This is a genomic window from Micromonospora sp. NPDC001898 (genome assembly GCF_042891255.1).
GTDB lineage: Bacteria > Actinomycetota > Actinomycetes > Mycobacteriales > Micromonosporaceae > Micromonospora.
Window position 1 is genome coordinate 103,029 of record NZ_JBIATC010000007.1, and the last position, 14,603, is coordinate 117,631.

General features: G+C 72.1%; 13 protein-coding genes. 7 read left to right on the forward strand and 6 right to left on the reverse strand.

Annotated elements, in window-relative coordinates; all coding sequences use genetic code 11:
- The first annotated feature begins 14 nt into the window (after nt 1–14).
- A complete protein-coding gene (locus tag ACFYZF_RS18005) occupies nt 15–1,499 on the forward strand; it encodes a CoA-acylating methylmalonate-semialdehyde dehydrogenase (RefSeq protein ID WP_387021823.1) in 1,485 nt (494 codons plus the stop codon).
- A gap of 57 nt (nt 1,500–1,556) precedes the next feature.
- Here the strand turns inward: ACFYZF_RS18005 and ACFYZF_RS18010 are convergent, their stop codons facing one another.
- On the reverse strand, nt 1,557–2,402 hold the full coding sequence (locus ACFYZF_RS18010) for a helix-turn-helix transcriptional regulator (RefSeq protein ID WP_387021826.1): 846 nt from the start codon (nt 2,400–2,402) through the stop codon (nt 1,557–1,559).
- A 123-nt stretch (nt 2,403–2,525) separates the two neighbouring features.
- Here ACFYZF_RS18010 and ACFYZF_RS18015 point away from each other — a divergent pair, with 123 nt between their 5' ends.
- The 5 genes from ACFYZF_RS18015 to ACFYZF_RS18035 are packed head-to-tail and all read left to right on the forward strand — an operon-like array spanning nt 2,526 to nt 7,109.
- Nucleotides 2,526–3,527, forward strand: coding sequence for an ABC transporter substrate-binding protein (locus ACFYZF_RS18015; protein WP_387021829.1), 1,002 nt, complete (start codon nt 2,526–2,528; stop codon nt 3,525–3,527).
- Nucleotides 3,524–4,339, forward strand: a complete 816-nt coding sequence (locus ACFYZF_RS18020) for a siderophore-interacting protein (protein WP_387021832.1) — start codon at nt 3,524–3,526, stop codon at nt 4,337–4,339. Before ACFYZF_RS18015 ends, ACFYZF_RS18020 begins: the two co-directional genes overlap by 4 nt.
- On the forward strand, nt 4,329–5,318 hold the full coding sequence (locus ACFYZF_RS18025) for a FecCD family ABC transporter permease (protein WP_387021835.1): 990 nt from the start codon (nt 4,329–4,331) through the stop codon (nt 5,316–5,318). The genes ACFYZF_RS18020 and ACFYZF_RS18025 overlap by 11 nt, the downstream gene beginning before the upstream one ends.
- A complete protein-coding gene (locus ACFYZF_RS18030) occupies nt 5,315–6,340 on the forward strand; it encodes a FecCD family ABC transporter permease (RefSeq protein ID WP_387021837.1) in 1,026 nt (341 codons plus the stop codon). The genes ACFYZF_RS18025 and ACFYZF_RS18030 overlap by 4 nt, the downstream gene beginning before the upstream one ends.
- Nucleotides 6,333–7,109 carry an ABC transporter ATP-binding protein gene (locus ACFYZF_RS18035; protein ID WP_387021840.1) on the forward strand — a complete coding sequence of 259 codons (777 nt, stop codon included), beginning with the start codon at nt 6,333–6,335 and terminating at the stop codon, nt 7,107–7,109. Before ACFYZF_RS18030 ends, ACFYZF_RS18035 begins: the two co-directional genes overlap by 8 nt.
- Before the next feature lie 98 nt (nt 7,110–7,207).
- Here ACFYZF_RS18035 and ACFYZF_RS18040 read toward each other — a convergent pair whose 3' ends face one another.
- The 3 genes from ACFYZF_RS18040 to ACFYZF_RS18050 form a co-directional block, all read right to left on the reverse strand.
- Nucleotides 7,208–9,106 (reverse strand): ABC transporter ATP-binding protein, encoded by a 1,899-nt coding sequence (locus ACFYZF_RS18040; RefSeq protein ID WP_387021843.1) that lies wholly within the window; start codon nt 9,104–9,106, stop codon nt 7,208–7,210.
- Nucleotides 9,103–10,809, reverse strand: a complete 1,707-nt coding sequence (locus ACFYZF_RS18045; protein ID WP_387021845.1) for an ABC transporter transmembrane domain-containing protein — start codon at nt 10,807–10,809, stop codon at nt 9,103–9,105. Before ACFYZF_RS18045 ends, ACFYZF_RS18040 begins: the two co-directional genes overlap by 4 nt.
- 83 nt (nt 10,810–10,892) lie before the next feature.
- Nucleotides 10,893–11,957 (reverse strand): P1 family peptidase, encoded by a 1,065-nt coding sequence (locus tag ACFYZF_RS18050; RefSeq protein WP_387021848.1) that lies wholly within the window; start codon nt 11,955–11,957, stop codon nt 10,893–10,895.
- Nucleotides 11,958–12,135: 178 nt separating this feature from the next.
- Here ACFYZF_RS18050 and ACFYZF_RS18055 point away from each other — a divergent pair, with 178 nt between their 5' ends.
- Entirely contained in the window at nt 12,136–13,473 is a 1,338-nt protein-coding gene (locus tag ACFYZF_RS18055) for a peptidoglycan DD-metalloendopeptidase family protein (RefSeq protein ID WP_387021851.1), read from the forward strand.
- Between the two features lie 119 nt (nt 13,474–13,592).
- Here the strand turns inward: ACFYZF_RS18055 and ACFYZF_RS18060 are convergent, their stop codons facing one another.
- Nucleotides 13,593–14,138 (reverse strand): hypothetical protein, encoded by a 546-nt coding sequence (locus ACFYZF_RS18060; protein WP_387021854.1) that lies wholly within the window; start codon nt 14,136–14,138, stop codon nt 13,593–13,595.
- Nucleotides 14,135–14,515 (reverse strand): hypothetical protein, encoded by a 381-nt coding sequence (locus ACFYZF_RS18065; RefSeq protein WP_387021856.1) that lies wholly within the window; start codon nt 14,513–14,515, stop codon nt 14,135–14,137. Before ACFYZF_RS18065 ends, ACFYZF_RS18060 begins: the two co-directional genes overlap by 4 nt.
- Nucleotides 14,516–14,603: the final 88 nt, after the last annotated feature.

Consider the following 14,603-nt stretch of genomic DNA (forward strand, 5'->3'; position numbering starts at 1 on the left):
AGGAAAGGAACACCATGCGCAGCATCGAGCACTGGATCGACGGCAAGCCGACACAACCCCTGTCGGGCCGCACCGCCTCCGTCTGGAATCCCGCCACCGGCCAGCCGCAGGCCACGGTGCCGCTGGCCAGCTCCGCAGAGGTCGACACGGCTGTCGCCGCCGCGGCGCAGGCGTGGCTCTCGTGGCGGGAGACCTCGCTGACCGCCCGGACGAAGGTGCTCTTCGCCTTCCGCGACCTGGTCGAGAAGCACACCGACGACCTCGCCCGCATGATCACCGCCGAGCACGGCAAGGTCCTCGACGACGCGCGTGGAGAGGTGACCCGTGGCCGGGAGGTCATCGACTTCGCCTGCGGCATCCCGCAGCTGCTCAAGGGCAGCTACTCCGACCAGGTGTCCAACGGCGTCGACTCGTACACGTTCCGGCAGTCGCTCGGCGTGTGCGTCGGCATCACGCCATTCAACTTCCCCATCATGGTCCCCCTGTGGATGCACCCGATCGCCATCGCCTGCGGCAACTCCTTCATCCTCAAGCCCAGCGAGCGTGACCCCTCCCCGTCGAACCTGATCGCCGAGCTGTACGCCGAGGCCGGGCTGCCGGCCGGCGTGTTCAACGTGGTTCACGGGGACAAGGAGGCCGTCGACCGGCTGCTCGACCATCCCGACACCGCCGCGGTGTCCTTCGTCGGTTCCACGCCGGTCGCACGCTACGTCCACCAGCGGGCCAGCGCCTCGGGCAAACGGGTCCAGGCACTCGGTGGCGCCAAGAACCACGCCGTCGTGCTTCCCGACGCCGACCTCGCCGACGCCGCCAGGCAGATCACCGCCGCGGCGTACGGCTCGGCCGGGCAACGGTGCATGGCGATCTCCGCCGTGGTCGCGGTCGGCTCCGCCGCCGATGAGCTCGTGTCCCTGCTCACCGAGCACGCACGTCGGGTGCGCGTCGGGCCGGGGGACGCGGAGAGCAGCGAGATGGGGCCGGTCATCACCGCCGAGGCCCGCGACCGGATCACCGGGTATGTCACCCGGGCCGCCGAAGCAGGCGTCCCCCTGGTCGTCGACGGGCGTGAGGCACCCGTCCGCGACGGGTTCTTCGTCGGCCCGACCCTGTTCGACACGGTCAGCACCGACGCCGAGGTGTACCGCGACGAGGTGTTCGGACCCGTGCTGGTCGTCGTACGCGCCGCCGACTTCGACGATGCCGTGCGCATCGTCAACGCGAGCGAGTACGGCAACGGCGTCGCGCTGTTCACCGGAAGTGGGGCGGCGGCACGCCGGTTCGCCCGCGCGGTGACCGTCGGCATGGTGGGCGTCAACGTGCCCGTTCCGGTGCCGATGGCCTACCACTCGTTCGGCGGCTGGAAGAACTCCCTGTTCGGTGACACCCACGTGCACGGCCCCGAGGGCGTCAACTTCTACACCCGGGGAAAGGTCGTCACGACCCGGTGGCCCAGCGGAGCCCCCTCGGCGGTCAGCCTGAGCTTCCCCACCACGAGCTGACGGCTCCCGACCGGGGACGACGGTTCCGCTGCTGACGTGGACGGCCCCGGGTTCGCGCTATCGGGGTGAGCGGGACAGCAGCAGGGATGCGGCGTCGTCGTCTCCGGCGTGGATCATCGCCGCGGCGCGGCCCGGCGTGCAGCCGTACTCCCGGACGAAGGCGGAGATGAAGGCGGACGGGCTGGCGTACCCGATGCGGCGGGCGACCTCGCCGACCGGTCGGGTACGCAGCAGCGTCAGCGACGCGCGCAGCCGCAGGCCGGTCCGCCACTGCGAGTACGACATGCCGAACTCGCGGGCGAAGTCGCGTTGCAGCGTCTTGACGCTGACGTGCAGTCGTTCGGCCCACTCGTCGAGGCGGGTGGGGTCGCCGGGGTCGTTCCCCAGCGCCATGGCGACCGTCACCGCGACGCCCGAGCCACCGGCCTGCCGGTCATCGGCCGGGTGGGAACGAGGGTCGAGCCCGGCCATGATCCGCCTGCGGGCCTCGGGCGCGCCGCGCTCGTCGTACTCCCGGTCGGCGATCGCCAGGACGAGGTCCGCCGCTTCGACGTCGATGCGGACGGCGCCGGCCCGGAGGCCGTCGAGGGCGGCGGGCGCCTCGCGCAGGCAGATCCGGTAGACGGTCTGCCGGTCCGCCGCGTGCACCTCGTGGGTCACCGCCCGCTGGACCCAGAAGGCCTCGCCGGGGCCGATGGGGTTGACACCCCGGTCGTGTCGGGCGGAGAGCACGCCGTCCGGCGACCAGTAGAGCTGGTGCAGGAAGTCCTGCCGGTTCTCGCCGAACGCCAGGCGGGCCGCCGAGCGGTATCTCAGGACGAGGATCCCGTCGGGCCGGCCGAGGCCGTAGCCGAACTCCTCGCAGCTGACGGGATCCGCCGCGAGTGGGGCCGCGACAGTCACGCTCTGACCTCTCCTCGACATGGGTTGACCTCTCGTCGACATCCCGAAAGCGACAGTAAGGGTAGCCTAAGCTTTGCAGCCCAGCGGGGTTGCCACCCCTGTAGTCCCTCGAAGGAACAGTAGATGTCCGTACGACAGCACTGGCGTCCGGCCGTCGCCGCAGCCCTGGCACTCGCCGTGGTGACCGGTTGCGGATCCGGCTCCGAACCCGCCGCCAAGTCCGACGGCGGCTCCGGAACCCGCGTCTTCTCCGCCGACAACGGCGAGATCAAGATCCCCACCGCCCCCGAGCGCGTGGTCGCCACCGGCTATGCGGTGCCGGCCCTCATCGAGGCGGACGCCGCCCTGGTGGGAGTCTCGACCTGGAAGCGCGGCCTGGCGATGATGACCGAGCAGGACCGCGCCACCTACGAGCGGCTGCCCAAGGTCGCGGGAGAGTCGGCCGCCGAGACCAACTACGAGGCCATCGCCGCCGCCAAGCCGGACCTCATCGTGATCGGTGTGCCGAAGCCGGTCCTCGCCGACGTCGACTTGAAGCGCCTCGAGAGCATCGCGCCCGTCGTGGCGATCGGCCCGACGGTTCCGGATGCCTGGCGCGAGCTGTCCCGCCGCCAGGCCGACGCCGCCGGACGCACCGAGCACTTCGAGGCGGCCAAGGACGCGTACGAGAAGAAGGCCGCCGAGCTGAAGGCCAAGTACGGCACCGTGCTCTCCAGCCTGAAGTTCGGGCACCTGGGCGCCTACGGGGACATCTCCAAGGGCACGTTCCACCGGGAGTTCGCCAAGTCGTGGGGCACCAACATCGCGCAGGACATCGGCGTGACCTACTACGGCGAGGTCAAGAAGAAGGGCGGCGGCGGACTCGACGTGACCGAGTACCCCTCGCTCGAGGAACTGCCGGAGAGCCTCGGCGAGGCCGACGCCGTCACGTACACGCTCCAGCCCGACGGCACGCCCGCCGAGGCGGTGAAGCAGGTGATCGACTCCGCGTTGTGGAAGAACCTGCCGGCGGTCAAGGCCGGCCGGGTCTTTCCGCTGCAGTACACGGAGGCGGCGACGTACGAGTCGGCCCTGAAGACCCTCGACTCGATCGACAAGGCGTTCACGCCACTGCTCAACCGATGACCGTCGACCGCCGCGACCCGGCTGCCCGGGTCGCGGCCCACCACCACACGGGCAGCGGCACCACGCGGATCGGGTATCCGATCGGGGTACGTAACGTCCGGGTCCTCACCCGGCAGCAGCTGACCCCACGGATGCTGCGACTGACCCTCGGCGGCCCGGCCCTCGCCGGTTTCCACACCTACCAGGCGGACGACCACGTCAAGATCGTCTTCCCCGACCCGGACGGCACCCGTCGCGACCCTGTCCCGAACGCGGACGGGATGCTCGACTGGCCGCGCCCGCTGCCCACCACCCGCAAGTACACGGTGCGACGGTACGACGCCGCCGCCGGTGAGATCGACCTGGACTTCGTGCTGCACGACGGCGGCGTCGCCTCGACGTGGGCGGCCTCGGCGGCGGTGGGCGAAGAGGTCACGATCGCCGGCCCACCCGGAGCGAAGGCGTTCCCGCACCACTACGACCACTACGTCTTCGCGGTCGACACCACCGCCCTGCCGGCCGTCGGCCGGTGGCTGGAGCACTCCCCCGCCGACGTGTCGGCCCACGTCGTGGTCGAGACCGACGACGTGGCGGAACAGGGCTACCCGCTGGCGCCGCGCGACGGGGTGGCGGTGACCTGGCTCACCCGCGAGGGCGTCCGCTCGGCGCTCGCGGAGACGGTGCGGTCGCTGCGCCTCCCGGCCGGGCGGAGTTTCCTCTTCGCGGCCGGCGAGGCGACCGACGTCAAGCCGCTGCGCGCCTGGAGCAGGGAGCACATCGACTCGCTGATCACCGGATACTGGAAACGCGGAGTTGCCGGGCTTGAAGACTGATCCGTCCCGCCGCACGACCCTCCTGCTCGTGTCCGTCGCGCTGCTCGTCGTCGCGGCGGGCGCGAGCATGGCGGTGGGTGCCCGGTCCGTCGCGGTGGGCGAGGTCTGGCGGGCCCTCACCGACTTCGCCGGCACCACCGACCACCTCGTCGTACGCGACATCCGGCTGCCCCGCACGGTCCTCGGCGTCTGCGTCGGCGCCGCCCTCGGCGCGGCCGGCGTGCTGATCCAGACGCTGACCCGCAACCCGCTGGCCGAGCCGGGCATCCTCGGCGTGACCGCCGGGGCCGGCTTCGCGATCAACCTCGGTGTCCTGGCGGGCGTAGCCGGGTCACAGGCCGGACAGCTCGTGCTCGCGGTCGCCGGCTCCGCCCTCGCCGCGGTCGTGGTCTACGCCGTCGGACGGACCTCGCCGCTGCGATTGGTCCTCGCCGGCGTCGCCCTGAGCTGGGTCCTGATGGGCGTGTCGCTCGGCCTGCGGCTGACCTTCCCCGACGTCTTCGACCGGTACCGGTTCTGGTCGGTGGGGGCGCTGGCCGGCACCGAGCAGACGCCGTTGGTCGTGCCCGTGCTGGTGACCGTGGCCGCCCTGGTCGCCGCGATGGCCGCGACCGGGCCGCTGAACGCCCTGGCCCTCGGCGAGCACGTCGCCCACTCGCTCGGCGCCCACGTGACGCGGATCCGGGTCACCGTCCTGGTGCTCGTCACCCTGCTCACCGGCGTCGCCACCGCCGTCGCGGGGCCGATCGCGTTCGTCGGCCTCATGGTTCCGCACCTGGCCCGGCGGCTGGCCGTCGACTCGGTTCCGTGGATCATGGCCTACTCGATGCTGCTGGGTCCGGTCCTGCTGCTCGTCGCCGACATCGGCTCGCGGGTCCTGCTGCCCACCGGCGAGGTGCCGGTCGCGATCGTCACGGCGTTCCTGGGCGGCCCGGTGCTGATCTGGGCCGTCCGCCGCTATGGCGCGGGGGCGCTGTGAGCACGGTGACGCTGCGGGCGGGGCCGGTCGTGGTCCGGGTCGAACGACGTACGGTCGCCGTGTCGTCGGGGCTCGTCGCGGTCGCGGCGGTCCTCGCCCTGGTGGCCCTCTGCTACGGGCAGACCTGGGCCAGCCCGGCGGAGGTGTTGACCGCCCTGACCTCCGGCGGCGGCGAGTCGGGTTTCGTGATCAGGGAGTGGCGGTTGCCGCGGGTGACCGCGGCGCTGGTCTTCGGCGCCTCCCTGGGTCTCGCCGGAGCGATCTTCCAGAACCTGACCCGCAACGCGCTGGGCAGCCCCGACGTCATCGGACTCGACGCGGGCGCCTACACCGGCGCCCTGGTGGCGATCACGATGCTGAACGGCACCGCCGGGCAGCTCGCGGCGGGCTCGGTGACGGGTGGGCTGCTGGCTGCGGCGGTGATCTACCTGCTGTCGCTGGACTCCGGGCTCAACGGCCTCCGGCTGATCGTCATCGGAATCGCCGTCAACGCGATGCTCACCGCCCTGAACTCCTGGATCGTGCTGCGGGCCGAGCTCGATGTGGCGCTCGCCGCGACCGGCTGGAACGCCGGCTCGCTCAACGGCATCGACTGGGCGGATGTGCGGCTGCCGTTCGCCATCGTCGCCCTGCTCGTGCTGCTGCTCGTCGTGCTCTCGAACTCGATGCACCAGGCGGCGCTGGGCGACGAGATCGCCCGCACCACCGGCGTGCGCCTGGGCCGGCTCCGGCTGCTGATGGTCCTTGCCGGCGTGGGCTGCACCGCCACCGTGACCGCGGTCGCCGGGCCGGTCGTGTTCATCGCCCTCGCCGCGCCCCAGATCGGCCGGCGGCTCGCCCGGGCGGCCGGCGTGCCCCTGGTCCCGGCGGCGCTGACCGGCGCGGTGCTGCTCCTGGCCGCCGACCTCGTCGCCCAGCTGCTGCTGGCGCCGGTCGCGCTGCCGGTCGGCGTGGTCACGACGGCGATCGGCGGCTGCTATCTCATCTGGTTGCTCGGCATGGAGGTGAAACGGAGTGGGTAGCCGTCTGACCGCGGAGGACGTCACGCTCGGCTACGGGGAGCGGGTGGTGTCGACGCGGGTGAGCCTGGCCGTGCCGGACGGCGCGTTCACGGCCATCGTGGGGCCGAACGCGTGTGGGAAGTCGACGTTGCTCAAGGCGTTCGTCCGACTGCTCACGCCGTCGTCGGGAACGGTCCGCCTCGACGGCCGGGACGTCTCCGACCACCGCCCGAAGAGGTTCGCGCGACAGGTGGGGTTCCTGCCCCAGGGCCTGGTCGCCCCGGAGAACATCGTCGTCCGGCGGCTCGTGGCCCGGGGCCGTTACCCCCATCAGTCCCTGCTCGCCACCTGGTCGGCCACCGACGAGGAGGCCGTCCGGTCGGCCATGGCGGTGGCCGGCGTCACGGCCCTGGCCGAACGGCCCGTCGAGGAGTTGTCCGGAGGACAACGGCAACGGGTCTGGATCGCGATGGTGCTGGCGCAGGAGACGCCCTACCTGCTGCTCGACGAGCCCACCACGTTCCTCGACATCACCCACCAGTACGAGTTGCTGGCGCTCTTCGCGCGGCTGCGCGACGAGGGAAGGACGATCGTCGCGGTCCTGCACGACATCAACCAGGCCTGCCGTTTCGCCGATCACATCGTGGCGATGAAGGACGGCCGGGTCGTCGCGCAGGGCGCGCCGGCCGACGTGGTGGACGCGGAACTCATGCAGGAGGTCTTCGGCCTGCCGAGCATCGTGATGGCGAACCCGGTGACCGGCACTCCGATGGTGGTGCCGACCGTCTGACGGGCGACCGTGCCCAGGCCGTGGCGGCGGCGTATCAGAACGGGCTGGTCGTGGTGGGGGCCAGACGGTAGGCCGCGCGTGGGCACCCGGACCCACGGTCAGTTCTCACGCGGCGCCGACACCTGGACGTACTCGTCGCTCTCGCGTCCTTGCGGGACCACGAGACCGGGCGTGCTCCAGGAACGCCACAGCCGGCTGTACCCGCCCCCCGCCGCCAGCAACTGGCCGTGCGTGCCGTGCTCGGTGATGCGCCCGTGCTCCAGGACGACGATGCGGTCCGCGGTGGCCGCCTGGCTGAGCCGGTGGGCGACGATCAGCGTGGTGCGGCCCTCGGTGGCCGCCGTGGCGGCGCGGTCGAGGTCGCGCGCGCCCGCGCTGCCGGCCTCCGCGGTGGCCTCGTCGAGGACTGCGACGGCGGGGTCGGCGAGGACGAGGCGGGCCAGGGCGAGCTGCTGGGCCTGGGCGGCGGTGAGCTGCCGTCCGCCCTCCCCCACGCTCGTGGCAAGGCCGTCGGGCAGGGTACGGAGCAGGGCGGTGGCGCCGACGAGGTCGAGGGCTGCGGTTACCTCGGCATCGGTGGCGTCCGGGGCGGCAAGGCGCAGGTCGTCGCCGAGCGTCCCGGCGAAGACGTGCACCTCCTGGCTGATCAGGGCGATCTCGCGCCGGACGCGGTGCTCCCCCAGTTGCGCCAGCGGCACGCCACGCAGGGACACCGAGCCGCGAGTGGGCGCGATGATTCCGGCGGCGATGCCGGCAAGCGTGCTCTTGCCTGCTCCGCTCGCTCCGACGAGAGCGACGCGTTCCCCGGGTGCGAGACGAAGGACGATGTCCCGCAGCACCACTGGCCCGTCGTCGTAGCGGTGCCGGGCGATGACCATCTCCAGCGCCGCAGGCTCGGGCTCGCCCGGCCCTGCCGTCGCGGACCGTCCCCGACGAGCGGGCCCGGGACCGTCGGGGGAAGCGGAGGCGGCGGGGGAAACGGGGCCGGGCAGTGCGGTGACGCCGACGAGCCGGGCGAGGCTCGCCCCGGCCTGTAGCACGGAGTCCGACTGGAGCAGCAGCAGGCCGATGGGGTTGAAGAGGCGGTGGAAGTAGAGGGCGGCGGTGGTGGCCGCCCCGACTGTGACCAGATCGTCGCGGACCAGCAGGAAACCGGCGAGCAGCACGGCGGCGAGCCCCACGAACTCAGACCGGTTCATCCGCAGCCCAAGACGCGTGTGGAAGTTGAAGATCTCCAACGACAGGTCGCGGGCCACGGCAGAGCGCTCGGCGATCCGGGCGACGTGGGCATCCTCCATCCGGTAGGCGCGCACGGTCGCCGACCCACGGAGCGCCCCGGCCATCGCCTGTGCCCGCTCGCCGGTCGCCACCCGCTCGCGCGCGTAGTACGGAACCGAGCGCTTGAGGTACCAGCGCAGCGCCAACGCGTAGGCGGGGGCCGCGGCCAGCCCGGCGAGGCCGAGCCGCCAGTCGAGGGCGAAGAGCCCCGCTGCGGTCAGCACGATGGACAGCAGCGCGCCGAGGAAGGCCGGTCCGCTGGTGCTGATCACATTCGTCGCCACGGCCACGTCGTCGCCGGCGCGGGCCACCAGGTCCCCGGTCCCGGCTCGCTCCAGCGTGGCCGACGGCAGGTGCAGGGCGCGGTCGAGGACCCGCTCCCGCAGCCGCGCCAGCACGGTCTCGCCGAGGCGTGCCGCGACTGCGGCGCCGGCCGCGGTGAGGAGCCCGGCGAGCAACGCCGCGCCCGCGATCACACCCGCCCAGGCCACGATCCGTGGCGTGTCGGACCCGTCGATGACGTCGTCGACGAGGCGACCGAGCACCCAGGGGGCGAGGAGCCCGGTCGCGGCCGCGGCGACCAGCAACGTGGCGGCGGCGACGCTGAGCCCGGGCAGCCGGGCGAACTCCGTTCGGAGGGCGGCCCAGGTCTGCCGGGCGGTGGCCGTCGGCAGCAGTTGCCTGGATTCAACGCCGATCGTGGTCGACTCGTCGGTCACCGCAGGACCTCCTCCCGGTAGCGGGCGTCGCTGGCGAGCAGTTCGTCGTGAGAGCCCTCGGCGATGACCCGCCCACGGTCGATCACGGCCACCCGGTGCGTGATCCGCAGCAGAGCCGGACTGTTGGTGATCAACACGGTGCCGCGGTCCTCCGCCCCGCGAGCCGAGGCCAGCCCCTCGGCGACCATCAGCTCGGTCACCGCGTCGACCGCCGTGGTGGGGTTGTGCAGCACCAGTACCGGCGGGTCGGCGGCGAGTGCCCTGGCCAGCCCGATCCGCTGTCGCTGCCCGCCGGACAGGTTCGCCCCCCGCTCGGTGAGCAGGCGGTCGACCCCGTGCGGGTGCGCGGCGAGCACGTCCTCGGCCGCCGCAGCCCGCACCGCGGCGCGCAGGACCGTCTCGTCGATGCTGGCGTCCGCGGCGAGGTTGGCGCGCAGCGTCCCCTCGAACAACGCCACGTCATGCTGCTCGACCAGGACCGTGCTGCGCAGGGCGTCGATGTGCAGCTCCTCGGCGGGCACGCCGTCGACGTACAGCGTTCCCCGGTAGTCCTCCCGGGGTACCCGGCCGGACAGCAGCGCGACCAGCGCCTCGGCCTCGCCCGGATCGTAGGCGAGCACGCCCAGGACCTCACCGGCGCCGACCCGCAGGCACACTCCGTCGAGTCCGGCGTACCCGACCGTGTCGAGGGCGAGGCGCGACGGGTCCGGGGCCGGCGGCCCGGCGGTTCCCGGCCGGGTGAGCGGCGGGGCACCGAGGACCCGGGCGACCCGCCCCGCGGAGGCGCGGGCCATGGCGAACACCTGTACGCCGTACCCGAGCGTCTGCACGGGCTCGGCGATGAACTGGGCCAGCCCGACGACGGCGACGAGCTCGCCGATGGTGAGCCGGCCCCGCAGCGCGAGCCAGCCGGCGACGCCGGCGACCGCCGCGAGGAAGAGGCCGTTGACAGTGGTGGTGAGCCCGAGGTGCAGGCCCTTGGTGGTGGCGGCCCGCAGGGTGACCTTGAGGGCGTGACTGCTGGCGACCGCGTACCGGCGTGCGGCGTGTTCCTGTGCGCCGATGCCGCGCAGCACGCGTAGGCCGGAGACGAGGTCCACGGCGAGCGCGGTGGTGGCGGCGAGGGCCTCCTGCTGAGACGCGCTGCGCCGGGTGAGCAGCGGCGCCATCCGTTGGAGGGCGACGACCAGCAGCGGCACCCCGATGAGCACCCCGAGCCCGAGCGGAACGTCGACGACGAGCAACGCGACGGCCGCGACGACGAGTGCGGTGAGCGCGGCGGCGCAGAACCCCGCGACCCGTACGACGTGGGCGGACAGCTCGGCGTCGGAGGCGGTGACGGACAGCAGCTCGCCGTCGCGCATGCCCGAGCGGCGTCCGCGCGGGTCGAGGGCGCTCCCGGCGATCTCGACCCGCAGGGTGTGTGCCTCCTGCTCCACGGCGGCGAACGCCTGGCGGGCACCGGTTCGATAGGCGAAGGCGAGAACGGTGAAGAGGACGGCGAGACCGCCGAGCGAGAGCAGCAGCGCAGGCACGTCCCCGGTGGCGACCGCGCGGTCGATGATCACGCCGATGGCGACCGGTACGAGGGCCTCGGTGGCCTGATGGACGCAGAGCAGCGCGATGCCGGCCACCACGCGGCCGCGCTGGCGGCGCAGGGCGCGGCGCAGCACCACCCGACCGCTGATCTCATCGCCGGCCATGAGCGTCAGGCCCCTGCGAGAACGAAGGAAAATGTGTACACGAGCCGCGCCCTCCCAGCGATCAAGGGACAGGTTAGCCTGCCCTAATGCCTGGCGGCGCCTGGGCCTTGGCGCTGCCCGGCACGGCCTGCGGTGACGAGCCGCTGGAGCACGCGGTGGTGCGGGACGGCATGCTGCACCCGGCCTCGCACACCGGTGGTGGTCACGGCCATGAACAACGAGTTGAGCAGCGACTCCTCGACCGAGTCCATGACGGCGGCGAAGAGCGGATCGATCATGGCGTCGGGTAGCGGTCGCTGCGGTTGCGGTGCCGTGGTGAAGGCGATCGCGTAGTCGCCGCTGCCGTGGGTGTACGCCGCACCCACCCGGGACATGGCGAACACGGCCCGGCGGGCGAGCCGGCCGAGCTGACGGGCGTCCACCGGCGCGTCGGTAGCCACGATGATCATGCACGAGTTGCCGGGCGGCTCCTCCCGGTCGTGCTGCGGCACCAGTTCGGCAGCCGGCATCGGGACTCCCAGCACGGTGAGGATGCCGCTGAAGTTCGACTGGACGAGGGCACCGACGGTATGGACGGAGCCGTCGACGCCGACCCGTCGCGACGAGGTGCCGATGCCGGCCTTGAAACCCAGGGCTGTCGTGCCGGTGCCCGCGCCGACGCAGCCCTCCGCCGGCAGACCGGCCGAGGCGTGCTCGACGGCATCGAGCACGTGTTCCTCGGTCACCGGGCGACGGCGGATGTCGGACAGGTGGGCATCGTTGGTCTCCCCGACCAGCGGATTGAACGACACTCCGGCCGGCTGCCGACCCATCAGGTAGGTGAGCAGGGCGTCTGCGGCGCGAAAGACCGACAGGGTCGCGGTCAGCACGATCGGTGATTCCAGGACCCCGAGTTCGTCCACCTGCGTCGAGCCGACGAGCTTCCCGTACCCGTTCCCGACGAACACGGCGGCCGGCAGCGCCGGGTGCCCGGCGCCGAGCCGGCGCGGCACGACGGCGGTGACGCCGGTGTGCAGGTCGGCGCCGTCGTCGACGGTGACGTGACCGACCAGGACGTCGGCCACGTCGGTGATGGCGTTGAGCGGGCCGGTCGGCAGGGTGCCGACGGCGATGCCGAGGTCCCGTGTCCGGCGTGGTTTCTGGTCCACCGCACTCCTGTCGTCGTGGTCAGCCTGGCACGGTACCCACGACCGTCGGTTCGGTGTACCGGCCCGGTCCAGGTTCGCACCGGCACGACGTCGGGCGGCAGCCGGGAACCAGGAAGGCGCGTCTATATTCACCCGCAGCGTTGTATCGATGTCGAGAAGATCGCGGGAAGGGCATAGCGTGACTGGAGAGACAGTGGGCATGCGGCTGCGAGCGCTCGTGGTCGCCGCGACCGTCCTGTGCGGACTTGCGCTCGTGCCGGCCCAGCCGGCGTCCGCTCAGACCGGGGTGATGATCCAGCCGGTGGGCGGGCGGGTCACCGGAGTGCTCTCGAACAGGTGCGGCGGCACCGACAGCGATCACTACGGTGTGGACATCGCGGGAAACAGCGGGATGGCGATCGGCGCCGCCTACACCGGCACTGTCACCTTCGCCGGCTGGACCTCCGGCGGGGGCAACATGGTGACGGTCTCCCACGCCAGCGGTTACCAGACCAGATACCTGCACATGGTGCAGCAGCCCGCCGTCGCCGTCGGGCAGCGGGTCGGGCAGGGGCAGGTGCTCGGGTACGTCGGCAGCACCGGCAACTCCACCGGCCCCCACCTGCACTTCGAAATCCGGCGCAACGGCGCGGTGTACAACATCACCCCGGCCTACTCCTGCGGCGGCACGGTCACCAAGGGCGCTCTCATCAACCTGGCGTTCGAGGACCTGACGCCGATCGATGAGGTCCCCGATCGGTTCGCGTTCGTGAACTCGGCCGGCGTGGTGCACGCCAAGGACGGCGCGTACTCGTCGTGGCAGGCCGTCAACTCCGGCGGAGCCACCAAGGTCGTGCTCAGCGGCAACTGGATCGGCTGGCTGCAGGACGGCAACTTCTACGCCAAGGACGGCATCTACGCCCCCTGGCTCACCATCGCCGGAGGCGGACAGGTACGCGACATCGCCATAGCCGGCAACCGGTTCGCGTTCGTGAACTCGGCCGGCGTCCTGTACGCCAAGGACGGCGCATACTCGTCGTGGCAGGCCGTCAACTCCGGCGGAGCCACCAAGGTCGTGCTCAGCGGCAACTGGATCGGCTGGCAACAGGCCGGCAACTTCTACGCCAAGGACGGCATCTACGCCGGATGGCTCACCGTAGCCGCAGGCGGGCAGGTCAGCGACATCGCCATAGCCGGCAACCGGTTCGCGTTCGTGAACTCGGCCGGCGTCCTGTACGCCAAGGACGGCGCATACTCGTCGTGGCAGGCCGTCAACTCCGGCGGAGCCACCAAGGTCGCACTCAGCGGCAACTGGATCGGCTGGCAACAGGCCGGCAACTTCTACGCCAAGGACGGCATCTACGCCGGATGGCTCACCGTAGCCGCAGGCGGGCAGGTCAGCGACATCGCGGTCAGCGGTCAGGACTGGTTCGCGTTCGTCGGCGGCGGCAACTTCTTCGCCAAGCAGGGCGCCTACGCCTCGTGGTTGACCATGAGCGGCGGAGGGCAGGTCAGCAGGATCGCCATCACCACCTGACGGACACGCCACACCAGCGGGCGGTGAGAGCGAGGGCTCGCTCCCACCGCCCGCTGGGCGTCGAGCTGCCCAGCCCGGGCGGCTGGGCCTCCCCCGAGATGCGGGCACCCTGAGATCGACTACCCCAGGACGACCAGTTGGACCGCGATCAGGACGTCGAACACGCCGCACCACTCGGCGTACGAGCGGACCACGACCTTGTCGAGCTTGAGGTGGACGAAGTCCCAGATGCCGTGGAGGAGCCAGCCGGCCGCCACCAGGTAGCGGCCCAGGTCGGGGTCCACGGCCAGCCCGAGGAGGGCGAGCGCGCCGAAGGCGAGCATGCCCAGCGCCTGGATCCGGATCGCGCCGGGTCGCAGCGCGTGCCCACCGATCGCGCTCCAGATCAGCGCGCCCAGAGCGATCGGGACGATGACGGCGGTCGCTGGGACTTCCGCCAAACGCAGTCCCGTGGTGAGCAGGAAGCTGGCGACCAGCACGATCCAGGAGAGGCGCCGCCTTCCCGCCCTGGCGACGACCAGGTAGAGCAGGGGCAGGATCAGGAGAATCTCGCCGAGCCCGGCCACCTGGCCGGCGCGGTCGCCGCCTCCCAGGGTCAGCGCGGCCGACGCGAGGGCCAGCAGCGTGGGCCAGCGCCGACCCAGGGTGTGGATGGCGCGGCTCATCGCGCGTACTCCTCGCGGCGGCGGAGCATGACGCCGAGCATGAGCGGCAGCATCACGACGTGGGCGGCGATCATCAGTTGGTCGCCCGAGATGACGCCCAGCCAGCTCAGCGGCGCGAGAACGACGGCCGGTACGAACATCGCGCCGGCCATCTCCAGCGTGCCCGCCCAGCCGTGGCCGCGGTACCGCATCCAGACGACCATCCCGACCGACATGTCGAACGCCATGGCCAGCGCGGCGATCTCGGGGTGCCTCGCCGCCGAGTGGTCGACGCCGGCGAGGGCGAGGACCCCGGCGCGGGCCGCGCCGAGGACCAGCATGCCGACCACCATCGCGGCGACCATCTCCAGGTAGTGCCGAACGAAGTGGCGCCTCATCTGACTGTTCACCTCCGGGTATGGACAAGGGGTGTCCTTGCACCGTCCACACTGGGCGAGTCGACGGACCGCCAGTAGTGCCGAACCC